28 protein-coding genes are annotated in these 26,735 nt (G+C 75.2%); 12 read left to right on the top strand and 16 right to left on the bottom strand.

The window, feature by feature from the left end:
- Positions 1 to 41: 41 nt before the first annotated feature.
- From IEY96_RS18550 to IEY96_RS18540, 3 genes are all read right to left on the bottom strand, one after another.
- Entirely contained in the window at positions 42 to 1,127 is a 1,086-nt protein-coding gene (locus IEY96_RS18550; RefSeq protein ID WP_229791696.1) for an FUSC family protein, read from the bottom strand.
- A gap of 101 nt (positions 1,128 to 1,228) precedes the next feature.
- Positions 1,229 to 2,065, bottom strand: a complete 837-nt coding sequence (locus IEY96_RS18545) for a siderophore-interacting protein (protein WP_189196045.1) — start codon at positions 2,063 to 2,065, stop codon at positions 1,229 to 1,231.
- On the bottom strand, positions 2,062 to 3,099 hold the full coding sequence (locus tag IEY96_RS18540) for an ABC transporter substrate-binding protein (protein ID WP_189196044.1): 1,038 nt from the start codon (positions 3,097 to 3,099) through the stop codon (positions 2,062 to 2,064). Before IEY96_RS18540 ends, IEY96_RS18545 begins: the two co-directional genes overlap by 4 nt.
- A 197-nt stretch (positions 3,100 to 3,296) precedes the next feature.
- Between IEY96_RS18540 and IEY96_RS18535 the strand changes: the two genes are divergently transcribed.
- From IEY96_RS18535 to IEY96_RS18520, 4 genes are all read left to right on the top strand, one after another.
- Positions 3,297 to 4,247: a FecCD family ABC transporter permease gene (locus IEY96_RS18535; protein WP_229791695.1), complete on the top strand. Its 951-nt coding sequence runs from the start codon at positions 3,297 to 3,299 to the stop codon at positions 4,245 to 4,247.
- Entirely contained in the window at positions 4,244 to 5,269 is a 1,026-nt protein-coding gene (locus IEY96_RS18530; RefSeq protein WP_189196043.1) for a FecCD family ABC transporter permease, read from the top strand. Before IEY96_RS18535 ends, IEY96_RS18530 begins: the two co-directional genes overlap by 4 nt.
- 26 nt (positions 5,270 to 5,295) lie before the next feature.
- Positions 5,296 to 6,135 (top strand): ABC transporter ATP-binding protein, encoded by an 840-nt coding sequence (locus tag IEY96_RS18525; RefSeq protein WP_189196042.1) that lies wholly within the window; start codon positions 5,296 to 5,298, stop codon positions 6,133 to 6,135.
- Between the two features lie 209 nt (positions 6,136 to 6,344).
- On the top strand, positions 6,345 to 6,563 hold the full coding sequence (locus IEY96_RS18520) for a hypothetical protein (protein ID WP_189196041.1): 219 nt from the start codon (positions 6,345 to 6,347) through the stop codon (positions 6,561 to 6,563).
- A 119-nt stretch (positions 6,564 to 6,682) separates the two neighbouring features.
- Here the strand turns inward: IEY96_RS18520 and qcrB are convergent, their stop codons facing one another.
- The 9 genes from qcrB to coxB all read right to left on the bottom strand — a co-directional run bounded on the left by qcrB (position 6,683) and on the right by coxB (position 15,368).
- On the bottom strand, positions 6,683 to 8,446 hold the full coding sequence (qcrB, locus tag IEY96_RS18515; protein ID WP_229791694.1) for a cytochrome bc1 complex cytochrome b subunit: 1,764 nt from the start codon (positions 8,444 to 8,446) through the stop codon (positions 6,683 to 6,685).
- On the bottom strand, positions 8,443 to 9,306 hold the full coding sequence (locus tag IEY96_RS18510) for a ubiquinol-cytochrome c reductase iron-sulfur subunit (RefSeq protein WP_189196040.1): 864 nt from the start codon (positions 9,304 to 9,306) through the stop codon (positions 8,443 to 8,445). Before IEY96_RS18510 ends, qcrB begins: the two co-directional genes overlap by 4 nt.
- Entirely contained in the window at positions 9,303 to 10,088 is a 786-nt protein-coding gene (gene qcrC, locus IEY96_RS18505) for a cytochrome bc1 complex diheme cytochrome c subunit (protein ID WP_189196039.1), read from the bottom strand. Before qcrC ends, IEY96_RS18510 begins: the two co-directional genes overlap by 4 nt.
- Before the next feature lie 3 nt (positions 10,089 to 10,091).
- Positions 10,092 to 10,478 (bottom strand): c-type cytochrome, encoded by a 387-nt coding sequence (locus tag IEY96_RS18500; protein WP_229791693.1) that lies wholly within the window; start codon positions 10,476 to 10,478, stop codon positions 10,092 to 10,094.
- Positions 10,475 to 11,161, bottom strand: a complete 687-nt coding sequence (locus IEY96_RS18495; RefSeq protein WP_189196038.1) for a cytochrome c oxidase assembly protein — start codon at positions 11,159 to 11,161, stop codon at positions 10,475 to 10,477. Before IEY96_RS18495 ends, IEY96_RS18500 begins: the two co-directional genes overlap by 4 nt.
- Positions 11,162 to 11,375: 214 nt before the next feature.
- The gene (locus IEY96_RS18490) at positions 11,376 to 11,777 is read right to left on the bottom strand and encodes a hypothetical protein (RefSeq protein ID WP_189196037.1); all 402 of its coding nucleotides are present in this window, start codon (positions 11,775 to 11,777) and stop codon (positions 11,376 to 11,378) included.
- Positions 11,777 to 12,406, bottom strand: a complete 630-nt coding sequence (locus IEY96_RS18485; RefSeq protein WP_189196036.1) for a cytochrome c oxidase subunit 3 — start codon at positions 12,404 to 12,406, stop codon at positions 11,777 to 11,779. The genes IEY96_RS18490 and IEY96_RS18485 overlap by 1 nt, the downstream gene beginning before the upstream one ends.
- Entirely contained in the window at positions 12,403 to 14,331 is a 1,929-nt protein-coding gene (gene ctaD, locus IEY96_RS18480; RefSeq protein WP_189196035.1) for a cytochrome c oxidase subunit I, read from the bottom strand. Before ctaD ends, IEY96_RS18485 begins: the two co-directional genes overlap by 4 nt.
- Before the next feature lie 8 nt (positions 14,332 to 14,339).
- A complete protein-coding gene (gene coxB / locus IEY96_RS18475) occupies positions 14,340 to 15,368 on the bottom strand; it encodes a cytochrome c oxidase subunit II (protein ID WP_189196034.1) in 1,029 nt (342 codons plus the stop codon).
- Positions 15,369 to 15,505: 137 nt separating this feature from the next.
- On the opposite strand from coxB, the gene ccsA reads away from it, so the two are divergent.
- Genes ccsA through IEY96_RS18450 form a run of 5 tightly spaced genes read left to right on the top strand, consistent with a single transcriptional unit; the run spans position 15,506 to position 20,054 of the window.
- A complete protein-coding gene (gene ccsA / locus IEY96_RS18470; RefSeq protein WP_229791691.1) occupies positions 15,506 to 16,267 on the top strand; it encodes a cytochrome c biogenesis protein CcsA in 762 nt (253 codons plus the stop codon).
- Complete coding sequence (locus IEY96_RS18465; protein WP_189196033.1) at positions 16,264 to 16,674, top strand: cytochrome c maturation protein CcmE; 411 nt, start codon at positions 16,264 to 16,266, stop codon at positions 16,672 to 16,674. Before ccsA ends, IEY96_RS18465 begins: the two co-directional genes overlap by 4 nt.
- The gene (locus IEY96_RS18460; protein ID WP_189196032.1) at positions 16,664 to 18,607 is read left to right on the top strand and encodes a heme lyase CcmF/NrfE family subunit; all 1,944 of its coding nucleotides are present in this window, start codon (positions 16,664 to 16,666) and stop codon (positions 18,605 to 18,607) included. Before IEY96_RS18465 ends, IEY96_RS18460 begins: the two co-directional genes overlap by 11 nt.
- Entirely contained in the window at positions 18,604 to 19,155 is a 552-nt protein-coding gene (locus IEY96_RS18455) for a TlpA family protein disulfide reductase (RefSeq protein WP_189196031.1), read from the top strand. Before IEY96_RS18460 ends, IEY96_RS18455 begins: the two co-directional genes overlap by 4 nt.
- Positions 19,152 to 20,054, top strand: coding sequence for a cytochrome c-type biogenesis protein CcmH (locus IEY96_RS18450; protein ID WP_189196030.1), 903 nt, complete (start codon positions 19,152 to 19,154; stop codon positions 20,052 to 20,054). Before IEY96_RS18455 ends, IEY96_RS18450 begins: the two co-directional genes overlap by 4 nt.
- A 51-nt stretch (positions 20,055 to 20,105) precedes the next feature.
- Here IEY96_RS18450 and IEY96_RS18445 read toward each other — a convergent pair whose 3' ends face one another.
- A complete protein-coding gene (locus tag IEY96_RS18445; protein WP_229791690.1) occupies positions 20,106 to 21,764 on the bottom strand; it encodes an FAD-binding dehydrogenase in 1,659 nt (552 codons plus the stop codon).
- 95 nt (positions 21,765 to 21,859) lie between these two features.
- On the opposite strand from IEY96_RS18445, the gene IEY96_RS18440 reads away from it, so the two are divergent.
- Both IEY96_RS18440 and IEY96_RS18435 read left to right on the top strand, forming a co-directional pair.
- The gene (locus tag IEY96_RS18440; RefSeq protein ID WP_189196028.1) at positions 21,860 to 23,065 is read left to right on the top strand and encodes a PucR family transcriptional regulator; all 1,206 of its coding nucleotides are present in this window, start codon (positions 21,860 to 21,862) and stop codon (positions 23,063 to 23,065) included.
- A 28-nt stretch (positions 23,066 to 23,093) separates the two neighbouring features.
- On the top strand, positions 23,094 to 23,474 hold the full coding sequence (locus tag IEY96_RS18435; RefSeq protein WP_189196027.1) for a YccF domain-containing protein: 381 nt from the start codon (positions 23,094 to 23,096) through the stop codon (positions 23,472 to 23,474).
- 39 nt (positions 23,475 to 23,513) lie between these two features.
- Here the strand turns inward: IEY96_RS18435 and IEY96_RS18430 are convergent, their stop codons facing one another.
- Together IEY96_RS18430 and IEY96_RS18425 are read right to left on the bottom strand one after the other, a co-directional pair.
- Positions 23,514 to 24,659 carry an RNA polymerase sigma factor gene (locus tag IEY96_RS18430; protein WP_189196026.1) on the bottom strand — a complete coding sequence of 382 codons (1,146 nt, stop codon included), beginning with the start codon at positions 24,657 to 24,659 and terminating at the stop codon, positions 23,514 to 23,516.
- Positions 24,660 to 24,665: 6 nt separating this feature from the next.
- Positions 24,666 to 25,070 carry a YciI family protein gene (locus tag IEY96_RS18425; RefSeq protein ID WP_189196025.1) on the bottom strand — a complete coding sequence of 135 codons (405 nt, stop codon included), beginning with the start codon at positions 25,068 to 25,070 and terminating at the stop codon, positions 24,666 to 24,668.
- Between the two features lie 276 nt (positions 25,071 to 25,346).
- On the opposite strand from IEY96_RS18425, the gene IEY96_RS18420 reads away from it, so the two are divergent.
- Entirely contained in the window at positions 25,347 to 26,078 is a 732-nt protein-coding gene (locus tag IEY96_RS18420; protein ID WP_189196196.1) for an FkbM family methyltransferase, read from the top strand.
- Positions 26,079 to 26,095: 17 nt separating this feature from the next.
- Here the strand turns inward: IEY96_RS18420 and IEY96_RS18415 are convergent, their stop codons facing one another.
- Positions 26,096 to 26,602, bottom strand: a complete 507-nt coding sequence (locus IEY96_RS18415) for a hypothetical protein (RefSeq protein WP_189196024.1) — start codon at positions 26,600 to 26,602, stop codon at positions 26,096 to 26,098.
- Positions 26,603 to 26,735 lie beyond the last annotated feature (133 nt).

Raw genomic sequence — 26,735 nt, 5'->3', positions numbered from 1 at the left:
CTTAACGGTCGTTTGGGCGGTCGCGGGACCCCGGTGGCCGCTCATACCCCGGCCATCCGATCCGCCTCGGCCTTGGTGAGCCCGGACGCCTGGAGCAGCTCCCCGACCACGATGAGCAGCTGCGAGGCGACGATGGTGCCGGAAAAGCCGAGGTCCTGCGCGCGGGCCCGGCGGGCCGCCTCCGCGGCGTGCAACGCCTGCGACCGGGCGATCTCGGGGGTCCGGCCGGCCAGGAAGTCGCGGTGCAGCAGTCGCAGCGCCTGCCCGAAGGTCTCGATGGCGGCCGGCAGGTCGGCCGGGACCGGCTCCCGGGCGTCGAGGAGCGCGACCACCCGGCGGACCATGTTGCGGCTGTTGGTGAAGGCCAGCTCCAGGTGCGTGGCGGCGTGCGCGTAGCGGCGCAGCTGGGAGCGGCGCCGCCAGCGCCACGGGGACAGCGACGCCACCTCCGCGGCCGCGGCGACGATCTCGGTGGTCTCTTTCCGCTCCGCCTCGGCGGTCTGGAGGCGCTGCAATGCCGCGTCGGCCCGCCCGGGGTCGCCGGCGGCGAGGGCCTCGGCGGTGACGGTCAGCTGGTGGGCGAAGATGTCGAGGCTGGCACCGGCGGCGCGGTGCACCACCCGGACCGGGTTCAGCGGCAGCAGGAGCAGCGCCACCACCACCGCCACCCCGCCGCCGACCAGCGCGTTGGCGGTCCGCGGCACGGCCAGGTCGGGCGAGCTGGGCTCGACGGTGCCCAGCAGGACGGCGGTGCTTCCGGCCTGTACCATCACCGCCCCGCTGCCGCGGAACACCACCGCCGCCGAGATGGCCAGCGCGACGACCAGCCCGGTCTGCACGGGCCCGTTTCCGATCACCTGGATGATCAGGTCGGCGACGAGCACTCCGACGATCACCCCGCCGAGCAGCTCGGCGGTGCGGCGTATCCGGTTGCCGATGGCCGCGGCGATGGTGCCGACCGCGGCGGCAGGCGCGAACAGCGGCTGCGGGTTGTGCAGCAGGGTGTTGGCGACGTACCAGGACAGCCCGGCCGCCAGGCCGGCCTGGAGGGCGACGATGAAGTACCGGCGCAGCCGCTCGTACGCCTCCCGCGCCTGCCGGCGGGCGGCGGCCACGACCTCGGTCACGTGGCGCCCCGGCCGTCCGGGCGCCACCGGCGGCACGGCCCGGGCGCGGTCACGCTCCCCTCTACCCCGGTGGCGCTGCGGTAGTCCCGCCGCCGGGCCGCTCAGGCGCTCGCGGCCTCGGCCCGCAGGTCCTCCTCCGACGCGCCGCGCCGCCAGTAGCCGGCGAAGGTGACCCTGCGGCGGTCCAGGCCGCGCTCGCCGACCAGGTGCCGGCGGACCGCCCGGACCATGCCGGCCTCGCCGGCGATCCAGGCGTACGGTGCGGCGCCGGGCAGCCGGGCGCCGCGCAGCGTGTCGGCCAGCAGGCTGCTGCCCGGACCGGTGGCGCCCCGGACCAGCCAGGTCACCTCGGCGTGGGCGGCGGTGGGCAGCGGCTGGATGTCGCCGGCCGCGGGGACCTCGACGAAGGCCCGCACCGGGGTGCCGGCGGGCAGCCAGTCGAGGATCCCGCCGACGGCCGGCAGGGCGGTCTCGTCGGCGACCAGCAGCACGGCGTCGGCGCCGGTGGGTGGCTGGAAGCGCACGGTGCGCTCGTCGGGCACGGCCGGCCCGAGCAGCAGCACCCGGTCGCCCGGGCGAGCCCGGCCGGCCCAGCGGGTGGCCGGGCCGGTGTCGCCGTGCCGGACGAAGTCGATGTCCAGCTCGTCCCGCTCGCGCCGCTGCGCCCGGATGGTGTACGAGCGCATCACCGCCCGCACCGCCGGGTCCAGGGCGCGCCACGCCGCGTACCAGTCCTCCCCCGCCTCGACGGGGACGACCGGGGCGTCCTGGCCGGGGTGCGGCAGGAAGACCGAGACGCTCTGGTCCCGGCCGCCGCCGGCGAACTCGCCGAGGTCGTCGCCGCCGAAGGTGACCCGGACCAGGCAGTCGCCCACCGCCCGGGTGGCGAGCACCCGGGCGGCGTAGAACCGGTACCGCAGGGCGACGGCGGTGGTCACGCCGTGACCTTCTTCGCGCCCCGGATGGCGGTGGCCAGATTCTCCAGCAGCGGGGCGGCGCCGGCGTACGAGAAGCGGGGCACGGCGTCCCACGGGGTCACCTGGTTGGCCCTGACCGCGGGCAGCTGCGCCCAGGTGGGCTTGGCGGCGAGGTCCTTCGGCTGCAGGGCGGTGGGGCGGTTGTCGAGCAGGATCAGGTCGGCCGGGAACTTGCCGGTGTTCTCCCAGCTCAGCGCCTCGAAGTAGTCGCCCTGTTCGAGCTTGGTCGGCACCACCAGGTCGACGCCGAGCTCGGCGAAGTACATGAGGTCGGTGCTGACCTTCGGGTTGGAGACGTAGAACAGGTCGGGGCTGCCGGAGGCGGCCATCACCTTGATGCCGGGGTTCGCCTTGACCGCCTGGCGCACCGCCTCGGCGGCGGCCGTGAACCGGGCCTTCGCGTCGGTCACCTTCTTCGCGGTCAGGTCGGCGCCGAGGGAGCCGGCGAGTGCGGCGTACCGCTCGATCGGCTTGGTCATCGGCACGCGGGCCGTGGTGATGGCGACGCTCGGTGCCAGCGGGAGGATCTTCGCCTTGCTCTCGTCCGGGACGTACCAGAGCGCGCCCGGGTCGTACATGTGGGTGACCAGCAGGTCGGGGCGGAGGCCGGCGTACTTCTCCAGGTTGAACTCGCCCCAGGCGTTGCCCAGGATCTCGACCTGCTCGACGTTCAGGTCGCCGGCCTGCGGCTCCTTGCTGCCGTCGGCCTTCTTCGTCTCGCCGAACACGCCGACGATCTGCTTGTCGAGTCCGAAGTCGACCAGGGCGGCGGCCACCCCGGTGAAGGCGACGATCCGGGTCGGTCGGGCGGCGGCGTCGACCTTCTGCTGCCGGTCGTCGGTGAACGACCAGGGGCCGCCGGTCGGGCCGGCGCTGGTGGCGGCGTCGCCGCCGTCCTTGCCGCAGCCGGCGAGGAGGGCGCCGAGGCCGGCGGCGCCGGCGGCGGCGAGGAGGCCGCGGCGGGAGAGCCGGCGGTGGGACAGGGCATCGGGCATGGCGAAGTCTTTCGGTACGGGTCTGCGAATGACCATGGACAGCGAGGTTAGGCTAACCTAACCTAAGTCGCTGTCAAGGTCCTTCGCCGCCCCCGGAGTCCACGCTGTCCGTCATCACCCCACCCCGCAGCGGCACCGCCGCCGTCCCGGCGTCCGGCCGGCGCCGCCGCCTCCGGGCCGGCGGGCTCGCCCTCGGCGTGCTGCTGCTCGCCGCCGTGGCCGTGCTCAGCCTCGTCCTCGGCGCGAAGCCGCTCTCCCTGCCCGAGGTGTGGCACGGCCTCACCGACCCGGCCTCCCCCGAGTACGCCGTGGTGCGCCAGGGGCGGCTGCCCCGCACGCTGCTCGGTCTCGCCGCCGGCGCGGCGCTCGGTGTCGCCGGGGCGGCCATGCAGACGTTGACCCGCAACCCGCTCGCCGACCCCGGCCTGCTCGGCATCAACGCGGGCGCGTCGGCCGCGGTGGCCACCGCCACCGTGCTGCTCGGCGTGGCCGACCTCGACCACCAGGTCTGGTACGCGCTGCTCGGCGCCGCCGGCGTCACCGTCGCCGTGCACACCATCGCCGGCGGCCGGCAGGCCACCCCGGCCCGGTTGGCCCTGGCCGGGGCGGCGCTCAACGCGGCCCTGTTCTCCTACGTCAGCGCGGTCATGCTGGTCGACAGCACCTCGCTGGAGCGGCTGCGGTTCTGGACCGTCGGCTCGCTGGCTGGCGCCCGCACCGACACCCTGCCGAGCCTGCTGCCGTTCGTCCTCACCGGACTGCTGATCGCCCTGCTGGTGACCCGCCCGCTGGCCGCCCTGGCCCTCGGCGACGACTCCGCCCGCGCGCTCGGCGCCCGGCCCGGCCTGGTCCGGGGCGCGGTGGTCGTCGCCGTCACGCTGCTCTGCGGGGCGGCCACCGCCGCCTGCGGGCCGATCGTCTTCGTGGGGCTGCTCGCACCACACCTGGTCCGCGCCCTCACCGGGCCCGACCCGCGCCGGCTGCTGCCCTGGTGCGCGGTCTTCGCGCCGGTGCTGCTGCTCACCGCCGACGTGGCCGGCCGGGTGCTGGGCCGCCCCGGCGAGCTCCAGGTGGGACTGGTCACCGCCGTGCTCGGCGGGCCGCTCTTCCTGCACCTGGTCCGGCGCGGACGGGTGGGCCGGTTGTGATCGTGCTGCGCCTTCCCGGCGGGCTGTCGCTGCGCCTGCGGCCCCGCGCCCTCGTCGTCGGCCTGGCCGGCACGCTGCTCGCCCTCGCCCTGGCCGTGCTGGCCGTCGGCGCCGGCGACTACCCGATCGCCCCGGCCGACGTGCTGCGTGTGCTGGCCGGCGGGGGCAGCCCCGCCGACCGGTTCATCGTCACCGAACTGCGGTTGCCCCGCCTGGTCACGGCCCTGGCCGTCGGCGCCGCCCTCGGCCTGGCCGGCGCGGTGTTCCAGTCGCTGACCCGCAACCCGCTGGGCAGCCCGGACGTGCTCGGGGTCACCTCCGGCGCGGCCACCGGCGCGCTGGTCGTGGTGGTGGTCGGCGGCGGCAGCGCCGCGCTGGCCGGGGCCGCCGCCGCCGGCGGCCTCGCCACCGGCCTGCTGCTCTACGCCCTGGCCGGCCGACACGGCGTGGGCGGGCACCGGCTGGTGCTGGTGGGCATCGGGGTCACCGCCATCCTCACCGGCGTCAACGGCTGGCTGCTCACCCGCGCCCCGCTGATGGACGCCGCCCGTGCCGCGCTCTGGCTCACCGGCAGCCTGGACGGGCGGGGCTGGGCGAACGCGCTGCCGGTGCTCGGCGCGCTGGCGGTGCTGCTGCCCGCCGTGCTGCTCGCCCGTGCCCCCGCCCTGCGGCTGCTGGAGATGGGCGACGACTCGGCGGCCGGGCTCGGCGTACCGGTGCGCCGCGTCCGGGTCGCGGCGCTCGGCGCTGCCGTGCTGCTGGTCTCGGTCGCCGCGGCGGCCGCCGGGCCGGTGTCGTTCCTGGCGCTGACCGCCCCGCACCTGGCCCGCCGGCTCACCCGCGCGCCCGGGCCGAACCTGCTGCCCTCGGCGGTCGTCGGCGCGGCGCTGCTGCTCGCCGCCGACCAGCTCGCCCAGCACGCGGTCGCCGGCCGGCAACTGCCCGTCGGCGTGGTCACCGGCGTGCTCGGCGGCGGCTACCTGGCCTGGCTGCTCGCCGGCGAACGCGGGGGCCGGCGATGACCGGCCCCGACGAGAAGGGAACCCTGATGCGGCCCGACACCCCCCGGCTGGTCGGCGACGCGCTGACCCTCGGCTACGACCGGCGCACCGTCGCCGAGGACCTCACGGTGGCCGTCCCCGACGGCTCCTTCACCGTGATCATCGGGCCGAACGCGTGCGGCAAGTCGACGCTGCTGCGCGCCCTGGCCCGGCTGCTGCGCCCGGCCCGGGGCACGGTGCTGCTCGACGGCGCCGACATCCACCGCCGGCCGGCCCGGCAGGTCGCCCGTACCCTCGGGCTGCTCCCGCAGTCGGCGGTGGCCCCCGACGGGCTCACCGTGGCCGAGCTCGTGTCCCGGGGCCGCTACCCGCACCAGGGCCTGCTGCGGCAGTGGTCCCGCGAGGACGAGCGGGTGGTCGACCAGGCGATGGCCGACACGGGGGTCGTCGAACTGGCCGACCGGCCGGTCGACGAGCTCTCCGGCGGGCAGCGGCAGCGGGTCTGGATCGCCATGGCGCTGGCCCAGCAGACGCCGCTGCTGCTGCTCGACGAGCCGACCACCTATCTGGACATCGCCCACCAGGTCGAGGTGCTGGACCTCTGCGCCCGGCTGCACGACGAACAGGGCCGCACCCTGGTCGCGGTGCTGCACGACCTGCACCAGGCCGCCCGCTACGCCACCCACCTGGTGGCCATGCGCGGCGGGCGGGTGGTCGCCGCCGGGGACCCGCGCCGGATCGTCACCACCGACCTGGTCGAGGAGGTGTTCGGCCTGCCCTGCCGGATCATCGAGGACCCGGAGACCGGCACCCCGCTGGTCCTGCCGGCGGTCCGCCGATCCGGCACCGACGGAGAGCCCGCCCCCACCGTCGCCGGCCGGTGCTGATCGAGTACCCACACGGACCGGCGCCCACCAACGTTGGTGCGGCCCGTCGCCGGGTAAGCGAGCCGGGACCGTGAACCGGCAAACCACGGAGGGGCGAGACGGACGACAGCGGCCAAATGGTGCGGCGACGCCGTCACCGGCACGATCGGCCTGCGGCCCGGCGGACGCCGACCGGGTTCCCAGTCCGTCCGCTGACCGAAGGAGGAACGATGGCCCGCGATCCCGCTCAGATGAAGACCGGTGAGCTGCGCAAGCAGGCGGAACGCGCCGGAATGCGCAACGTCGACCAGATGAACAAGGGCGAGATGATCCAGGCACTCGGTGGGTCGGCCAACGCCAACCAGGGCGGCGGCCAACGGCAGAAGGACCCGCGCCCCAAGGGGGTCAGCCCCCAGGACTACAAGAACGTGCCCGGCAACCAGACCTGACCGACCAGCCGACGCCTGGTGCCCCGCCCGTCTCGGGCGGGGCACCAGGCATCTCGACCCTGTGGTCCGTCGGTTCGGTGCGGACCTCCCCGCCGCACGACACGGACTTCAGCCCAGCCTCACCTCGGCTCGCCACCGCGCGGCGCCGCGTCCGCCTTCTCCCGCGGATCGCCCTCGTCGCCGTCCCGCTGCCGACGGCGGTCGCGCCTGCGCTCGACCAGCGCCGCGACGAGCAACGAACCGGCGGCTGCCGCCCGTCCCCACCGGCGCAGGGCTGCCCGGACCGGCCCGGGCGGAGACGGTGCGGGCGGCCCCGGCACCACGACGCGGTCCACGCCCGGGTACGCCAGCCGGGCGGCCTCGACCGCCTCCTCCTCCGACACCGCGACCCGGTTGGCGGTCAGCACCAGCCGCCGGGCCTCGTCGCGGTAGCGCCACCGCCACACCTCCCCCTCCGGCCACAGCTCGATCCGCTCCCCCGGCCGGTCCGGCGCGGGGGTCTCGGGTTCGTCGTCGCGCCGGGAGGGTCGGCGGGAGGGACGGCCGGCACGGCGCAGGTCGGCCCGGGTGAGGTCCCCGAGCGAGGCCGCCTCGCCGCGGCGCAGCGCCCGCGCGGTCAGGAACGCGACCGCCCCGGTCAGGATCGGCAGGGCGAGCACCAGGATCCGGAAGAGGTACAGCAGGTCGTAGACCGGCACCCCGAGCAGCCGAGCGAGGACGTCATCGCCGGCGGCCACCACGAGCACCGCGAAGAAGGTCAGGGCGGCCACGCCGACACCGATCCGCACGGGGTGGTCCCGGGGCCGGTCGAGCAGGTGGTGCTGGCGGCGGTCACGCGTGCGCAGCCGCTCGGCGAACGGCCAGAGGTAGAGGGCCAGGAAGGCCAGCCCGCCGAGCACGACGCCGGGGAAGAACGGCGCCGGCACCAGGTAGCCGCCGATGCGGAACTCCCAGGGCGGGAAGAGGCGCAGCGCGCCGTCGCCCCAGGCGACGTACCAGTCCGGCTGCGCCGGCGAGGTGGACTGGGCCGGCTCGAACGGTCCGTAGAGCCACACCGGGTTGATCTGGGCCAGACCGCCGAGGGCGAACAGCACCGCCAGGACCCAGGCGAAGAGGGCGAGCGAGCGCAGGGTGTAGCTCGGCCACAGCCGTGACCCGACCACGTTGTGCTCCGTCCGGCCCGGCCCCGGGAACTGGGTGTGCTTCTGCCGCACCAGGATGCCGAGGTGCAGGGAGATGAGGGCGACGAGGACGGCCGGCACGAGCAGCACGTGGGTGACGAACATCCGCGGGATCATCGCGTCGGAGGGGAACTCGCCGCCCAGGGCCAGGGCGGCCAGCCAGGTCCCGACCAGCGGGATCGACTCCACCACCGAGGTGATGATCCGCAGGCCCAGTCCGGAGAGGAGGTCGTCGGGCATGGAGTAACCGGTGAAGCCGTTGGCCAGCGCGAGGGTCAGCATGGTGACGCCGATCAGCCAGTTGAGTTCGCGCGGCTTCCGGAACGCCCCGGTGAAGAAGATCCGGGCCAGGTGCAGAACGATCGCGGCGAGGAAGACCAGGGAGGCCCAGTGGTGGGTCTGCCGGATCAGCAGACCGGCCCGTACGTCCCAGCTCAGCCGCACCACGGAGGCGTACGCGGCGGAGGTGGTGCTGCCGTCCAGCGGGGCGTACGACCCCTGGTAGACGCGGTCGGCGGAGCTGGCGTCGAAGAAGAAGGTGAGGTAGACGCCGGTGAGGATCAGCGCCACGAACGAGTAGAGCGCGAGCTCGCCGAGCATGAACGACCAGTGGTCGGGGAAGACCTTCGCCAACGCCCGGCGGGTGACCGGGGAGAGCCGGAGCCGGTCGTCCAGCGCGCGGGCCAGTCGGTCCATGATCATGGCCGGCTCCAGAAGCCGGCGCCGGGCGGCGCGGTGAAGTCGCCGGTGGCCCGGAGGAAGCCGTCCGGGCCGACCTCGATCGGCAGTCCCGGCAGCGGCCGCGCCGCGGGACCGGCGACCGCCCGGGCCCCGGCCAGCAGGTCGAATGACGACTGGTGGCAGGGGCAGAGCACCCGGCCCGTGCCCTTGAGGTAGAGCCGCACCGGGCAGCCGGCGTGGGTGCAGAGCATCGACCAGACGACCAGGCCGCCCAGGTGACCGCCGGCGGGCGGGCGGGAGAAGCGCTCGGGGTCGAGGCGGACCGCGAACGCGGGGGCGTCGCCCGCGTCGGGGTCTCCCTCGGGGAAGACCGCGACCATCGTCTCGGCGGGCACGTCGTCCGGCCGCAGGGGTCGTCCCGTGCCGTCGACCAGCCGCACGCCGGCCCCCCACGGGGTGTCCTTCAGGGCCCGGGGCGGGCGGACCCGGTCCCAGGGAAGCAGGGAGCGCAGCGGGAACAGCGCGGCGACGCCGAGGGCGGTCAGCGCGAACCCGAGTGCCGCGAGCAGGCCGTACCGGCGCGTCGGGCTGTCCGGCGCGGCGAACTCCGCCGCGGTCATCGCCTGCTCGGCCGGGGGCGGGGTGAAGCCCTCGTGCTCCTCGACGTACCCGCCGACCGGGACCAGCCGCCGGGCCCAGACCGCGAGCCCCACCGCCAGACCGGCGAAGGCGACCGCCAGGCACACCCCCTCCCACCGGGTGTCGCCGCCGAGCCCGTACGTCACCGCGAAGCCGACCGCCCCGGCGGCGCTCACCAGGAAGGCGCCAACGATCCGGCGGCTCGCGGACTCCTCGGCCGGCGACGGGGTCGGGCGCCTCACTCCGCCGCCCTCCGGCCCAGCCAGCGCACGCCGGCCACCAGGAGGACGAGCACCGCCAGCCAGGCGAGCAACCCCTCGGCCAGCGGGCCGAGCCGGCCGAGCGGGTTGCCGCCCGGGTCCAGCCGCTCGGTGCGCAGCCGCCGCACGTAACTGGTCAGGTCGTCGACCTGCTGATCGGTGAGAACCTGGCCGGGGAAGGCCGGCATCAGCCCGGGCCCGACCCGGACCGCCTCCGCGACCTGGGTGGCCGAGGCGTCGTACAGCGGTGGGGCGCTCCAGCCGTTCGTGAGCACGGCCCCCGAACCGGCAGCCCCGTGGCATGGCGCGCAGTTGGCGGCGAAGAGGTCCCGGCCGGAGACCACGTCGCCGGAGGCGACCCGGGGAATCCGCGGGCCGCCACCGCCGAAGCTGGCGACGTGGTCGACCAGCGCGGAGATGTCGTCGGCGGAGAAGACGGGCTCGCGGCGCCGCGCCTGGGAAACTTCGCGCGACACCGGCATCCGGCCGGTGGACAGCTGGAAGTCCACCGCGGCGGGCCCGACGCCGACCAGGGACGGCCCCTGCTGCGACCCCTGCCCGCGCACGCCGTGACAGCTCGCGCACTGCTCCAGGTAGAGCTGGGCGCCGCGGTCGCCGGCGGGGGTGGTGGCGGACGGGGTCGGCGTGGGGTCGGGCGCGGGCGCGAGGGCCACCGGGCCCAGGGCGAGCGCCAGCACGGACCCGACCACGAGGGCCCGGCGCGGGTAGAGGGCGGGCAGCGTCACCGCTCGTGGTCGCCGCATCCGTCAGTCCAACGTGTAGAGGTACGCGGCGATGTCCTGCGCGTCGATCGCGCTGACGCCGAGGTTCGGCATGGCGGTGCCCGGCTCGACGGCCTGCGGGTCGGTGATCCACCGTCGCAGGTTGTCCGCGTTGTTGGGCAGCTCACCGGCGATGTACGAGCGGGCGCCGAAGCGGGTCAACGGTGGGCCGACCAGCCCACCGGCGCGGTCGACGCCGGGGACCGTGTGGCAGGAGCCGCACCCGTACTGGGCGATCAGCTTCGCGCCCCGGTCCGGCCGCCCGGCGTGGGACTCGGGCGGTGGTGGTGGCGACGTCGACGCGCAGCCGGTCACGGCGACGACCGGCAGCGCCGCCAGCACCGTGGCCAGCATCCAGAGTCGACGGCTCATCGCACCATCCCTTCGGTTGCGGCGCCCTTCGCCGGCGGTGCGCCGGGGCGTGCCGGCCGGGCCGGGGCCAGGCGGTCGGGCCGCTCCCGCTCCAGCCGCAGCAGCCAGCCGAGGAAGACCGCCAGCGCCGCCACCAGGACCACCAGGTCCATCGGCGCCCACATCAGCAGTCCGGCGAGCTGCTGGTCGGCGAGCGGGTCAGGGCCGAGGACGCGCGGGGGGTAGACCGGCTCGGGGGCGAAGGTGAGGACCGCGCCGAGGGCGGAGGCGGGCAGCATGGTGCCGACCAGCAGCAGCAGCGACACCGGCGCGGGGGTCCGGTGGCGGGCCGGGCCGAGCACCGGCGCCCACAGCAGCCAGGCCGCCGCCACCAGGCTCAGGTGCTCGGCGGCGTGCAGGACCGGGCGGTCGACGGCGGCGACGTACGGGCCCGGCAGGTGCCACAGCCACAGGGCCAGGGTCTGGGCCGCTGCGGCCAGCAGGGCGTGTTCGGCCGGGCGGCGCAGCCGACGCACCGGCGCCGTGGCCCGGACGCGGGCCAGCAGCCGGCGCAGCGTGCGGGGCGCGGCCAGGGTGAGCGGCAGTCCCGCCGCACCGGCCGCGAGCAGCGGGCCCGCCACCAGCAGGAGCAGCATGTGTTGGGCCATGTGGCCGGCGTAGGAGGACTCCGCCAGCCGGTGCACCGGCCCTGGTCGACCGCCAGGACCACCACCAGCCCGGCGCCGAACGCCGTCACCCGCGAGCCCCCCACCACCCGGCCGTGGCCCCGCCGCGTCCACAGCTCCTGCACACCCCGGCCGTAGCCGGCCGCGAGCAGGCAGACCACGGCCACGGCCAGCATCGTCAGCAGCCCGTCGGCCACGTCGCCCGCGCCGGACCCGTGGGCCCGGTAGACGGTCAGCCCTGACATGGCGGGAACACCAGCACGGCGACCCCGCCGAGCACGATGATCGTCAGGAACAGCAGGTTCGCCCAGACCCCGACCACGGCGAGCATCCGGGAGCGGTCGACGGCCCGGTCCTCGGCGCCGGCCGACGACGCCCGCGCGGTACGCCGCCACACCAGGGTGGCCACCAGCAGCGATCCCACGGTGACCAGGCCCGGGATCACCACCGCGAGCCACACCGCCAGCCAGAGCGGCACGGCGGCGACGCGCTCGCGGCCCGCGGCGCAGGTCAGCTCGTCCAGCGGCCAGGCCACGAGCAGGTGCGCGGCCCAGGCGACGGCCCCGCCGAGGACGCCGTACCAGAGCAGCAGCCCGCCGGCCAGGCGGGTGTGCGGGCCGGGTCCGGTGGTCATCACAGCCGCGGGGAGAGGTAGATGGTGAACAGGATGGCGACCCACACCGTGTCGACGAAGTGCCAGTAGATCGCGGCGTTGCGGACGCGTTCGTGGCGGTGGGACCCGAAGCTGCCACCGCGCAGAGAGGCGGCGAGCAGCCACCCGATCATCGTCAACCCGACCAGCACGTGCAGCCCGTGGAAGCCGGTGATCAGATAGAACAGCGAGCCGTAGACATCGGTGGTCATGGTGAAGTGCTTGAGGTTCTCGGCGTACTCGACGGCCAGCAGGGCCAGGAAGCCCAGCCCGAGCACCAGGGTGGCGGCGAGCCCCGCCCGCAGCCGCCCGCGCCGGCCGCGCCGGATGCCGTGCTCGGCCCAGATCACGGGCAGGCTGCTGGGCACCAGCACCGCGGTCATCAGCAGCGGGATGAGCAGCTTCGGCTTGTCGACGCCGCCCGGCGGCCACTGCGGACCGAACTGGAAGCGGAGGTAGAAGTAGCTGCCGAGCAGGCAGGCGAAGAGGGTGGCCTCGGTGGCGACGAACAGCACCATGCCCCACCAGCCGGTCGGCCGGCCGACCGGCTCCTCCGTGGTCAACGCCGCGACGCCGGTGGCCGCGGCCACGACCCCACCCCGGTCCGTCATGACGCCACCCCGAGTTCCTCGTCGGGGCGGCGCGGCGGCCAGAGCCAGGCCGCGATCGTCGCCGCCACCACCAGCACGGCGACGACCGCGATCGGGTACGCGGCCAGCAGCATGGCGGTGAAGAAGACCAGCAGCGCGCCGGCGAGGACGAGCGGCTTGTACGAGGGCTCGGGCATCGCCACCGCCCGCTCGGTGCGCGCGTCCAGCTCGCTGGTGAACAGGGTGCGCCGGCCGTCGCTGAGGACGCGGTCCGCGGTCGCGCCGGTGGTGGTCGACTCGGCGGTCCGCGCGTCCCAGGTGGGGTGCAGGCTGCGCACGCGGGGAATGACCGGGAAGTTGTACGGCTCGGGCGGTGAGGCCGTCGACCATTCCAGACTGTCGCCCTCCCACGGGTCGGCCGGCGCCGGCCGGCCCCGCCGCACCGCGTGCACCACGCCGACGAGCACAAGCAGCAGCCCGAGCGCCAGCAGGTACGACCCGACCGTGCTGACCAGGTTCCACCCGTCCCAACCCGGCTCGCTGCGGTACGTGTAGACGCGCCGGGGCATGCCGAACAGGCCGGTGAGGTGCATGGGGAAGAAGGTGACGTGCATGCCGGTGAAGGCCAGCCAGAACGCCCACCGCCCGAGCCCTTCGTGGTACATCCGGCCGGTGATCTTGGGGAGCCAGTAGTAGATGCCGGCGAGCATCGGGAAGACCGCCCCGCCGATCAGCACGTAGTGGAAGTGCGCCACCACGAAGTAGGAGTCGGTGACCTGCTGGTCGAACGCGGTCAGCGCGAACATCGCGCCGGTGAAGCCGCCCAGCACGAAGGTCACGATGAACCCGATCACGAAGAGCAGCGGCACCCGCGACACCAGCCGGCCGAGCAGCATGGTGGCCAGCCACGCGAAGATCTGGATCCCGGACGGGATGGTGATGACGGTGCTGGCCGCGCTGAAGAAGCTGTAGGACAGTTGCGGCAGCCCGGTGGCGAACATGTGGTGCACCCAGACCCCGAACGAGATGATCGCGATCGCCACGATGGAGAGCACGATCAGCGAATAGGCGACCACGCCCCGGCGGGTGAACGCGGGCAGCACCGCGGAGACGATGCCCAGCGCGGGTAACACGATGATGTACACGTCGGGGTGCCCGAAGATCCAGAACAGGTGCTGCCAGAGCAGCACGTTCCCGCCGCCGGACGGGTCGAAGAAGTGGGTGCCGAACCGGCGGTCGAAAAAGAGCATCGCGTTGTCCGCGTTCAGCGCCGGCAGGGCGAAGATCACCATGAACGCGGTGGCCACGATCGCCCAGACGAACAACGGCACCCGGTTGAGCGACATCCCCGGCGCCCGCAGCTTGAGCGCGGTGACGATGAAGTTGATGGCGCCCGAGGTGGTGGAGATGCCGAGGAAGAGCAGACCGAGGGCGTAGACGTCCATGTGCAGGCCCGGGTTGTGCTGCACCTGGTTCAGCGGCGCGTACGCGAACCAGCCGTTGTTGGGGGCCGCCCCGAAGGGCAGGCTCGCCCACATGAACAGGCCGGCGAAGAGGAACACCCAGTAGCCGAAGGCGTTCAGCCGGGGAAAGGCCATGTCCCGTGACCCGATCATCAACGGCACGAGGAAGTTGCCGAAGCCGAAGAGCATCGGGGTGGCGAACAGGAAGATCATCGCCGTGCCGTGCATGGTGAACAGCTGGTTGTACTCCTGCGGCGACACCACGCCGGACTCGGGCCGGGCGAGCTGGGTACGCATCACCAGGGCGCTGAGCCCGGCGAGGACGAAGAAGAACGCGGCGGTGACCAGGTAGCGCCGGCCGATCCTCTTGTGGTCCACGGTGGTGAACCAGGAGCGCAGCGAGCGGGGCTCGGCCCAGTGCTCGGCCAGCCGGGCCAGGTCGTCCCGGCCGACGGCGGGCGCGGTGCTGGTGGTCGTGGACATGGTGGCCCCTACTCCAGCGACCGTAGGTAGGTGATGAGGTCGGGCAGTCGGGCGGCGTCGACCGGCTGCGGGGGCATGGCGTTGCCCGGCTTGACGGTCTGCGAGTTGGCGATCCAGCCGCCAAGGTGTCCGGCGTCGTTGGGCACCGCGCCGGCGCCGATGCTCCACCGCGAGCCGACGTTCGACAGGTCGGGCCCGACCCGCCCCTGCACGCCGGTGCCCCGGACCGTGTGGCAGGCGGCGCAGGTGCCCTGCGCGAAGGTCTGCTGACCGCGCCGTTCGGCCTCGGTCCGCGGCGCCCGGGCGGGGGCGTCCAGCCGGGCCAGCCAGGCGTCGAAGTCGGCGCGGGGTTCGGCCACCACGAGGAACGCCATGTGGGCGTGCTGGGTGCCGCAGTACTCGGCGCACTGGCCGCGGTAGCTGCCGTCGCGCCGGGCCTCCAGCCAGGTCTCGCGGGTCTCGCCGGCGATCAGGTCCGTCTTCGGCATCAACTGCGGCACCCAGAAGCTGTGCAGCACGTCGTCGGTGCGCAGGCGGACCCGGACCCGTTCCCCCACCGGAATGTGGATCTCGTTGGCGGTGGCGCCGGAGGCGCCCGCGTAGCGCACCTCCCACCACCACTTGTGGCCGGTTACCTCCACGGTGAGCGCGTCCCGGCCGGGGCTGGCGCCGAGCGCGGCGAGGTCCCGCAGACCGACGCCGTAGACCGCCACGAGGATGATGAACGGCAGCCCGGCCCCGGCGATCGTCACGAAGCGCAACGGTTGGCCGTGACGCACCCGGGCGGCGCCGCGCCGGAACACGAGCGCCCAGGCGAGCAGCGCCATGACCTCGGCGAACACCGCGACGGAGATCCAGAACAACAGCCACCAGAGGCCGCTGACCCGCGCCGCCCCGGTCCCCGCCGGATTCAGCGCCGACGGGCTGCCGCCGGAGCAACCGGCGAGCAGCAGCAGGCCGTACAGCAGCGGCAGCACCGACCGGGGTCGGCGTTGCCGCCAGGCCGGGCGCGAGGTGGTCTCCGCTGTCGTCTTCACCGGGAAGGACCTTAGTACCGGTTGGTGACCTTCATACCTTTTACCCTGAAGGGCGGCATATGAGATACCGATCGCCTTATGGTGGGTCTCCAGTCCCCACCTTCTCGGTCAAGCGCCCCAGGGACGCGGACAGGGAGATGATGCAAGCCTCCACCGTGGACCTCCTCACGGACACCGCCAGAGCGGCCGCGGCGCGTCGGACGATGGCCTGGATCGCCGGCGGGCTCGCCGCCGCGGCCACCGTGGCCGGCGGATGGCTCGCGCCCCCCGATGAACTCCAGGGCGACGCGCAACGCCTGATGTACCTGCACGTCCCCGCCGCCTGGGTGGCGTACGCCGCGTTCGCGGTCGTGCTCGCCGCCAGCGGGGCGTACCTGATCGGCGGTGACCTGCGCTGGGACCGGTTCGCCCGGGCGGCGGCCGAGCTCGGGGTGGTGCTCACCGCCGCCGCCATCGGCACCGGGTCCGTGTGGGGGCACCTGGTCTGGGGCACCTGGTGGGCCTGGGATCCCCGGCTGGTCAGCACCGCACTGCTGTTGCTCGCCTACGCCGGCTATCTCGCCCTGCGCCGGACGCTGGCCGAGCGTCGGGGAGCACGCGACGGTGGCGATCACCGGGTGGCCCGGCCCGCCGCGGTCGCCGGCGTCGCCGGCTTCCTCCTCGTGCCCGTGGTGCACTTCTCCGTGGTGTGGTGGCGCTCGTTGCACCAGCAGGCGACCGTGCTGGCCCCGCACCGCCCGCCGATCGACCCCCGGATGGCCACCGCGTTGCTCCTCGCCGTGGCCGCCGCGACCCTCGCCGCGTTCTGCCTCCTGCTGCGCCGGGTCGTCCACCTGGAGCGCGGCCTGGCTCCCGAGCCCTCCCCCGCCGCCGAGCGCACGCCGGCCGGAGTCGGATGATGCGTCGCCGGGCGGGCCGGGTGGCCCTCGTCGTGGTGCTGCTCGCCGCCGGCGGACTGCTGGTCACCGGCGCGCTCCGCGACACTGTCACGTACTACCGGACGCCGGGCGAACTGCTCGACGATCCGGGCGTCGCGCGCCACCGGGTCCGCCTCGGCGGCGACGTCGTGCCCGGATCGCTGCGCCACGACGGCGACCTCGTCGTGTTCCGCCTCGCCGAGGGAGGCCACGAGATCACCGTCGAGCAGCGCGGCACACCCCCGGAGACCTTCCGGGAGGGAACCGGGGCGGTCGTCGAGGGCACGCTGTCGTCCGACGGCGTGTTCCGCTCGGACCACGTGGTGGTCCGGCACGGCAACGAGTACCGGCCGTCGTCCTCCCCCGCGGTTCCGGTCGATGCTGGGTGACCTCGGCACCGCCGGCCTCGCCGTCGGGCTCGCCTGCGCGACCCTCACCGCCCTGCTCTGGCTGCGCGTGGCCCTGTTCGGCGCGGACGCCCGCACCGCCCGGCGCGGCACCGCCGCCACCCTGGCCGCCGCCGCCCTGGCCTGCGCCCTGCTGGAGACGGCGCTGCTGCGGCACGACTTCAGCGTCCGGTTCGTGGCCGAGAACGGCGGCCGGCACGTCCCGCTCCACTACACCCTGACCAGCCTCTGGTCGGCCCTGGACGGTTCGCTGCTGCTGTGGTTGCTGATCCTCGGCGGCTACGCCGCGCTGCTGGCCCGGCGCGCGTACCCGCTGCGGCTGCACGCGTACGCGATGGTGGTCGTCAGCGTGGTCATGCTGTTCTTCTTCGCGCTGTCCAGCTTCGCCGCGAACCCGTTCCGGGCGGTGAGCCCGGTGCCGGCCGACGGCCCCGGACCGAATCCACTGCTCCAGCAGCACCCGGCCATGGGCGTGCACCCGCCGCTGCTCTACGCCGGCTACCTCGGTCTGGTCGTACCGTTCGCGTTCGCACTGGCGGCGCCGCTGGCGGGACGGGACGGGCCGGGCTGGGTGCGGATGGCGCGCCCGTGGGCGCTGGTCGCCTGGGCGGCGCTGACCGGCGGCATCGGGATGGGCGCCTGGTGGTCGTACGCGGTGCTGGGCTGGGGCGGCTACTGGGCGTGGGACCCGGTGGAGAACGCCTCCCTGCTGCCCTGGCTGACCGCCACGGCGTTCCTGCACACCACCCTGGTCCGCGGCCGGGCCGCCTGGCACGGCGCGCTCGCCTGCGCGAGCTTCCTGCTGGTGCTGCTCGGCACCTTCCTCACCCGGTCCGGGGCGGTGGCCAGCGTGCACGCCTTCACCGACTCGCCGCTGGGCCCGATGCTGCTCGGCTTCGTCCTGCTGGCGGTGGTGGTGTCGGCCGTCCTGACCGGCCGTCGAGCCCCCGAGCCGACCCGCCCCGGGCGCCCCCGGACGCTGTCCCGAGCCACCCTGGTGCTGGTCCACGGCGTACTCCTGGTGACCATCGCCGCGGTGGTGTTGATCGGCACGATCCTGCCGCTGCTCACCGCCCCGTTGACCGGGACGCGCTCCTCGGTAGGCCCCGCCTACTACCAGCGCACCGCGGTGCCCCTGGCGGTCGTGGTGCTGCTGGTGATGGGCGTGACGCCGGCCCTGCGGGTCCGCGACCGGTCGGCGGCGCTGCGGCGGCTCGTCGTCCCGGCCGCTGCCGGCCTGGGCACCGTGGCTCTCGTCGGCCTGCTCAGCCGGCCCGGCCCGGCCGCGCTCACCGCGTTCGGCGCGGCGGGGTTCGTCCTCACCGGACTGGCCGGGGACCTGGCCCACCGGCTACGCCGGCCCGGCCCACACCGGCGGCCCGGCCGGCTCGCCGGGCTGGTCGCGCACGCCGGGCTCGCCCTGGTCGCGGTGGGCGTCGCCGGCTCGTCGGCGTACGGCCGGGACGCCGAACGGACGCTGCGGGTCGGCGAGACCCTGCGGGTGAGCGACGTCGCGGTCCGACTGGTCGGGGTGGATCGGACCGGCGGCAGTGGAAGCATGGCCGTACAGGCCCGCCTGGCGCTCACCGCGTCGGGCCGCGCCGCGCGGACGATCACGCCGGCGCTGCGCTACCACGCCGCCCGGGACACCGCCGTCACCGTGCCCGCGATCGGCACCGGCCCGCTGCGCGACACGTACGTCACGCTGCTCGCCGTCAGCGAGGACAGCGGCACCGCCACCGTGCGGCTCGCGGTGAACCCGCTCGTGGGCCTGATCTGGGCCGGCGGCGCCCTGACCGCCGTCGGCGGGTTGCTCGCGGCTGCCGCCACCGCCCGCCAGCGGACCCGCCCGGCCGCCCGCGCCGACCGGCCGCGGCCCGACCCGGTGGCCGCCGGACCGGGAGCCGCGACGTGAGGCGGCGCCCCGGATGGCTGCGCGTCGGGCCGGCGACGGTCCTCACGCTCACCGTCGCCGTCGGCGCCCTGATCGCCTTCGGCCTGCGCGCACCCGCCACGCCGGACCCCGGCGAGGCCACGGCGGTGGCCGGCAGACCCGCCCCGGCGCTGTCCGGCGCCACCCTGGACGGTGGCCGCTTCGCGCTCTCCGACGCCCGGGGCCAGGTGGTGCTCGTCAACGTGTTCGCCTCCTGGTGCGGGCCGTGCCGGGACGAGCTGCCGTTGCTGGTGGACGCCGAGCGCAGCTGGTCCCCGCGCGGCGTCCGGCTGGTCGGGCTGAACATCCGTGACGGCGCCGACGCGGTCCGGGCGTTGCTCGACGAGACCGGTGCGACCGGGTTGACCGTGGTGCCTGATCCCGACGGCACGCGGGCGGTCGAGTGGGGCGTGCGGGGCGTGCCGGAGACCTTCGTGGTCGGCCGGGACGGCCGGCTCGTCGACCGGCGGCAGGGGGTGGTGACCCGGCAGTGGCTGGAGCAGCGCGTCGCACCGCTGCTGGCCGGATGAGGTGGCGGCGCGCCCTGGTGGCGCTCGTGCTCGTCACGCTCGCCGCGGCGGCCGGCGCGGCGCTAGCCCGGTCGGCGGGCGACCCCGGCCGGCAGGATCCGGTACGCGCGGTGTCCGCCGGGCTGCGCTGCCCGGCCTGTCAGGGCGAGTCGGTGGCGGACTCCCGGTCACCGATCGCGGTGGCGATGCGGCAGGTGGTGGCGGACCAGCTCGCCCAGGGGCGGGACCCGACCGAGATCCGGCGGTGGTTCGTCCAGCGGTACGGCGCCGACGTGCTGACCGATCCGCCGGCCCGCGGGGTCCGGTTGCTGCTCTGGGGCGTACCCGTGTTGACGCTGCTGGCCGGCGGCTACGCGGCCCTGCGGACGCTCCGACCCGGCGCCGCCCGGACCGGTTCCGCCGCACCCTGGACACCGGACGCTCGGGGCGCACGGCGGGCGTGGCGGGTGGCGTCCGTGGGTGTGGTGGCGCTCGTGGCGTCCGTCGCGATCGTCGCCGACCGGCTCGACCCGCTCACCCGGCCGGCACCGGCCGACCCGGTCGCGGTCGCCCTCCAACTCGCCCACGACCTGGAGACGCAGCAGCGGTACGACGCCGCCGCGCAGATGTACCAGGAGGCGCTGCGGGACCGGCCCGACGACGGCGTCCGGCTGCGACTCGCGTTCGCGCTGCTCCGGGCCGGTGACGGCGCCGCCGCCCAACGAACCGCACGCGACGTGCTCGCCCGCGAGCCGGATTCCCCCGACGGCCTGCTGGTGCTGGGGCTGGCGCAGCGGAACAGCCGGTCCGTCGAGGCGGGAGACACGCTGCGGCACTTCCTGGCCGTCGCACCGGCGCACCCGGCCGCAGCGGAGATCAGGCGGCTGCTCGTGACGGGCCGGGAGCCCGCTGGGCGCTGACCCGGGCGCGCGCCGGGTCAGCCGCCCCGGGGGTCCCGGCCGGCGTGCGGGCTACCCGACCGCAGCCGCGGCGGCCCGGCCGGCGGTGCGGCCGGAGAAGAGGCAGCCGCCCAGGAAGGTGCCCTCCAGGGCGTTGTAGCCGTGCATGCCGCCGCCCCCGAACCCGGCGACCTCGCCGGCGGCGTACACCCCGGCGAGGGGCTCGCCGTCGGGGCGCAGCACCCGGCCGGACAGGTCGGTGTGCAGGCCACCGAGGGTCTTGCGGGTCAGCACGTGCAGCTGCACGGCGATCAGCGGACCCGCGGCCGGGTCGAGCAGCCGGTGCGGGGTGGCGACCCGGATCAGCCGGTCCCCCCGGTAGCGGCGGGCGCCGCGGATGGCGTGCAGTTGGGCGTCCTTGCCGAACGGGTGGGCGATCTCCCGGTCCCGGGCCTCGACCACCCGGCGCAGCGCCACGGCGTCGAGCTGCGGCCCGCCGCTCTCGGCGGCCAGCTTGTTCATCCCGTCGACCAGCTCCGGCAGGCCGTCGGCCACGACGAAGTCCGCGCCGTGCCGCTTGAACGCCTCCACCGGCCCGGGCGCGCCGGGGCGGACCCGCTGGAGCACCTGCCGCACGCTGCGGTTGGTCAGGTCCGGGTTCTGCTCGGAGCCCGACAGCGCGAACTCCTTCTCCAGGATCTTCTGGGTCAGCACGAACCAGCTGTAGTCGTGGCCGGTGGCGCGCAGGTGGCGCAGCGTGGCCAGGGTGTCGAAGCCGGGGAAGAGGGGCGCGGGCAGCCGCTCGCCGGTCGCGTCCAGCCAGAGCGACGACGGTCCGGGCAGGATGCGGATGCCGTGCCCCGGCCAGACCGGGTCCCAGTTGCGCAGCCCCTCGGTGTAGTGCCACATCCGGTCCGGGTTGATCACCTGGCCGCCGGCCGTCTCGGTGACGGCCAGCATGCGCCCGTCGACGTACGCGGGAACCCCGGTGACCATCCGGGCCGGCGGGGTGCCGAGCCGCGCCGGCCACGCCCGGCGGACCAGGTCGTGGTCGCCGCCGATCCCGCCCGAGGTGACGATCACGGCCTGCGCCCCGTACGCGAAGTCGCCGACGACGGTCCGGGAGGTGGGTCGGCCGCGCGGGGCGTCGTCCGGGGCGAGCACCGCGCCCCGCACTCCGGTGACGGCGCCGCCGCTGGTGACCAGCTCGTCGACCCGGTGCCGGAACAGCAGCCGGATCCGACCCTGCTCGGCGGCGGCGCGGACCCGCCGCGCGAACGGCTCGACCACGCCGGGGCCGGTGCCCCAGGTGACGTGGAAGCGCGGCACCGAGTTGCCGTGCCCGTGCGCCGCTCCCCCGCCCCGCTCGGCCCAGCTCACCACCGGGAAGACCCGGTGCCCCATGCCCCGCAGCCAGGCCCGCTTCTCCCCGGCCGCGAAGTGCACGTACGCCTCCGCCCACCGGCGCGGCCAGTGGTCCTCGGGACGGTCGAAGGCGGCGCTGCCGGTCCAGTCCTGCCAGGCCAGCTCCACCGAGTCCCGGATGCCCATCCGCCGCTGCTCCGGTGAGTCGACCAGGAACAGCCCGCCGAACGACCACCACGCCTGCCCGCCGAGGTTCTGCTCCGGCTCCTGGTCCAGCAGCAGCACCCGGCGACCCGCGTCGGCGGCCTCGGCGGCGGCGACCAACCCGGCCAGGCCGGCCCCGATCACGATCACATCGGTATCCACGGCACCGACCGTACGTAGCCGGATGCCAAAATCCTTGGTCGAGGCGTGCGAGATCCGCCACCGCATTTGTCACCGGAATGACAAAGGAGCCGACGTTGGCCGACACGCTGCTCGACATCGAGCCCGGCCTGGCCCACCTCGCGCCGGCGGTCGGCGAACAGCTGCGCGGCCTGCGCGCCCCGCTGCACGGGCGGATCCTGGAGACCGTGCGCGCCGCCATGCGGGCGCAGGGCCGCTCGCTCACCGGCGGCCAGGGGCGCGGGCTGGCCCTCGGCGTGCGGACCGCCGTGGACGCCTTCGTCGACGCGGTCGCCGAGCCGGCCCGCGACCTGACCGCCACCCGGGCGGTCTTCCACGCGCTGGGTCGCACCGAGTACCGGGAGGGGCACCGCGTTGACGCCCTGCGCGCCGTGCTCACCCTCGGCGGCCGGGAGATCTGGGCGTTCCTCGTCGCGCACACCACGCCCGCCGGCCCCGCCCCGGCCGACCTGTACGTGGTCGCCGGCGCGCTCTTCGGCTACGTCGACGCCCTCGCCGGCGCCGCCGCCGAGGGCTACCTGGACGAGCAGCGCGACGCCGCGCGGGACTGGGCCACCACCCGGCGGCGGCTGATCACCCTGCTCGTCCAGCCGGAACCGCCGGCCGAGGCCGCGCTGCGCGCCGCCGCCGACGCGGCCCGCTGGCCGCTGCCCCGGACGGTCGCCGTGCTCAGCGTCGACGGCGACGACGCCGAACACCTGGGCCGCACCATCGGCGGCGGCGCGATCGCCACGGTCATCGACGACGCGGTACGGATCGTGCTGCCCGACCCGGGCACCCCGGGTCGGCTCGACCGGGGCCGGCAGGCCCTCGCCGGTCGGCGGGCGGCGCTCGGGCCGAGCGTGGCGCTGGGCCGGGCCCGGCTGTCGTACCGGATCTCCGGACGCGCCCTGGCGCTGCGCCGCGACGGCGTGCTGCCGGCCGACCCCGTCGCCGGCGACGACCACCTGCTCACCCTGCTGCTGCGCTGGGAGCCGGGGCTGGCCGACCACCTCGCCGACGCCTGCCTCGCCCCGCTGGCCGGCCTGCGGCCCGCCGCCCGCCGGGCCCTGGCCGAGACGCTGCACGGCTGGCTGCGCCGGCAGGGACAGGTGGTCGCCGTGGCCGAGGACCTGCACACCCACCCGCAGACCGTTCGCTACCGCATGCGCCGGCTGCGGGAGCTGTTCGGGGCGGCCCTCGACGACCCCGACCGGCGGCTGGAGCTCCACCTCGCCCTGCGGCACCGGCTCGGCGACGGGTGGGCCGGGCGGGCGGGGTGACCTTGCGGGCGGTGGCCACCATGGGAGCGTGCTTCGCTTCCTGCTGAACGTGCTGTGGCTCGTCTTCGGCGGCGGCTTCGTCCTGGCCCTGGGCTACGGCGTGGCCGCCCTGATCTGCTTCGCGCTGGTGATCACCATTCCGTTCGGGGTGGCCTCGCTCCGCCTCGCCTCGTACGCGCTGTGGCCGTTCGGCCGCTCCCTCGTCCCGAAGCCCGGCGCCGGCGTCGCCTCCGGCCTGGCCAACGTGTTGTGGGTGCTGCTGGCCGGCTGGTGGCTGGCCCTGTCGCACATCCTCGCCGGCGTCGCGCTCTGCGTGACGATCATCGGCATCCCGTTCGGGGTGGCCAACTTCAAGCTCGTCCCCGCCGCACTCTGGCCCCTCGGTCAGGAGGTCGTCGAGACGCCGTGAGTCCGACCGGCCCACGCGTGGCAGTCGCACGGTGGCCGCTCAGCCGCGCAGTCGCGCGTTGAGCCGTGCGGCCTGTCGGGTGAGGTGGTCGCGTTCGGCGAGGCTGGACGCCGACCGGGCCGCCTCGGTGTAGAGCCGGGCCGCGGCCACGAGGTCACCGTCACGCTCCCTGAGGTACGCCGCGACGGCGGCGTACCGGGGCAGGCCGGGGTCGAGCCCCGCCAGGGCGGCCAGCCCCGCCCGCGGACCGTCGGCCTCGCCGACCGCCACGGCCCGGTTGAGGCGGGCCACCGGGCTGTCGGTGAGGCGCACCAGCTCGTCGTACCACTCGACGATCTGCACCCAGTCGGTCTCCTCGGTCGTCCGGGCGTCGGCGTGCAGCGCCGCGACGGCGGCCTGGGCCTGGAACTCGCCCAGCCGGTCACGGGCGAGGGCCCGCTGGAGCACGTCGACGCCCTCGGCGATCAGGCGGGTGTCCCACCGGCTGCGGTCCTGCTCGGCCAGCGGCACGAGCCGGCCGTCGGGGCCGGTGCGTGCCGCACGCCGTGCATGGTGGAGCAGCATGAGCGCGAGCAGCCCCGCGACCTCCTCGTGGTCGATCCTGGCCGCCAGCTGGCGGGTGAGCCGGATCGCCTCACCGGCGAGGTCGACGTCGCCGGAGTAGCCCTCGTTGAAGACCAGGTAGAGCACGCGCAGCACCGTGGCGACGTCACCGGGCTGGTGGAACCGGACACCCGAGACGGTCCGCTTCGCCCGGCTGATCCGCTGGGCCATGGTCGCCTCCGGCACGAGGTAGGCCTGCGCGATCTGGCGCGTGGTCAGGCCGCCGACCGCGCGCAGCGTGAGCGCGACGGCCGACGCCGGTGTCAGGGACGGGTGGGCACACAGGAAGTAGAGCTGGAGGGTGTCGTCCACCGCCTCGGCGGGGCCGGGCACCGGCTCGGCGTCGACGCGTACCTCGCGGTGCCGTCGGGAGGCATCGGCGCGGACCGCGTCGAGGAACTTGCGCCAGGCCACCGTGACCAGCCAGCCCTTCGGATCCCGCGGCGGGTCGTCCGACCACCCGCGCACGGCCTCGACCAGGGCGTCCTGGACGGCATCCTCGGCCGCCGCGAAGTCAGCTCCGCGGCGGACGAGGATCCCGATCACGGTGGGAGTGAGGGTCCGCAACAGGGCCTCGTCCACCGTGCGTCACTCCGTGATGGTCGGGGGCTCGGTCAGGAACGGCCGCACCTCGAGCCACTCGTGGATCGGCTTCCCACCCGCGCCCGGTGCCGCGGACAGCTCGCCGGCCAGCTCGATGGCCCGCTCGTAGCTGTCCACGTCGATCACCATCCAGCCGGCGATCAGGTCCTTGGTCTCCGCGAACGGGCCGTCGGTGACCGGCGGCCGCCCCTCGCCGTCGTAGCGGACGAACGTGCCCTCCGGGGAGAGCGCCTGACCGTCGACGAACTCGCCGGTGCCTTCGAGCCGGGCGGCGAAGTCCTGCATGTACCCCACGTGGGCCGAGACCTCCTCCGGCGTCCACTGGTCCATGGGTACGTCGTTGACCGCCGCCGGGGCGCCCCGGTAGTGCTTGAGCAGCAGGTACTTCATGGTGTTCTCCTCGGTGCGGTACGGCCGTCGTCGCCGTGTTCGCTGCGGGGACGGAGCCCCGTCCGGGTTCTCGACATCCCACCACGAATTTTTTCTGCGGACATCAGACCAGGACGTCATGGGCCACCGCACTCCCCCTACGGCGTCCTAGGAGGCTGGGTTGAGGGGCCTGGGGCGGGTCACCCGAAAGGGGCTCACGAAAGGGTCGGCGCGGCTACGGTCGGAGTGGTGGGCGGTCATAGCGGGGTGATCCAGGCACTCAAGGCAGACCCCACCATGTCGGGCCTGCGCCGCTCCCTGGAGGCGTACTACGGCGACCCGGCCCGCGAGGCGGCGATGGACGCGTTCTACGCCCCCCTGGTCCGCCCCGGTGACCTGGTCTTCGACGTGGGCGCGCACGTGGGCGACCGGCTCGGCAGCTTCCGGCGGCTGGGCGCCCGCGTGGTGGCCGTCGAGCCGCAGCCGCTCTGCACCCGGGCCCTGCGCGCCCTCTACGCCGGCGACGACCGGGTGACCGTGGTGGAGGCGGCGTGCGGGGCGCGTACCGGGCCGGTGCGGCTGCACGTGAACTCGGCCAACCCGACGATCTCGACCGCGTCGGCCGGGTTCCTGGCGGCCGCCCACGGCGCCGGCGGCTGGGCGCACGAGACCTGGGACGCCGAGATCGAGGTGGCCGGCACGACGCTGGACACCCTGATCGCCGCGCACGGCGTGCCGGCCTTCGTGAAGATCGACGTGGAGGGCTTCGAGGACGCCGTACTGGCCGGGCTGAGCCGGCCACTGCCGGCACTGTCGTTCGAGTTCACCACCATCGAACGCGACCTGGCCGCGCGCTGCCTGGACCGGCTCACCGCGCTGGGCTTCACCGGGTTCACCGTCGCGCTCGGCGACGAGATGGCGTTCGCCCTGCCCGGGTGGCGGCCGGCGGGCGAGGTGGCGGCGTACCTGCGGGCCCTGCCGTACGAGACCAACTCGGGCGACGTCTACGCCCGCACCCGGCCGGCCTGACCCTCCCCGCGCGGACGTCAGCGGGCGGCGAAGGCGGCGATCCGGTCCAGGTCGGCCGGCTGCAGGCCACGCGACGGGCGGGGGGCGATCAGCAGCGCCCGCCCGTCGGCGGTCAGCGCGTCCCGATCCGGGCCGGCAGTGGGCAGCGCCTCGTCGTCGGTCCAGATCAGGCGCCGCCCGGCGGCGACGACGGCCCGCGCGGCGGCCCGCTTCAGCGGCCAGCACGCGGACCCGCGCGGCATGGGGTCGGCGTCGAGCGACCGGACCAGCGGTGGGAGGCCCCACAGCCGCTCCAGCCGTTCGGCGTCCGGGCACCAGGTGGTGCACCAGCGCACCTCGACCGCCCCGCAGCCGTGCAGGGCGCGGATCCGCGCCACCAGGGCCGGCGCCCAGCGCACCTGGTAGGAGACCGCCTCGGAGTCGGCCCAGACCTGGCTGCGCCGGGGCGGCGCTCCCCAGCCGGGTCGGGACACGTTGAGCACGCCGTCCACGTCCAGCAGCCACACCGGCGGCGGTTCGATCATCGGCCCACGGTAGGTGCCGCCCCGACCCGCGGGCGAGCCGGTTTCCGCGCATCGACGCTGCCCACAGCGTCGATCGGCGGCGCTGTCCAGGGGCACTTTTTTCAGGTTTCGAACTTAGCCATGTTTCGTTACC

Origin of the sequence: Micromonospora fulviviridis (genome assembly GCF_014648395.1) — a bacterium.
GTDB lineage: Bacteria > Actinomycetota > Actinomycetes > Mycobacteriales > Micromonosporaceae > Micromonospora > Micromonospora fulviviridis.
The sequence above is the reverse complement of the archived record's forward strand: the minus strand, read 5'-3'. Positions and strand labels throughout refer to the sequence as shown.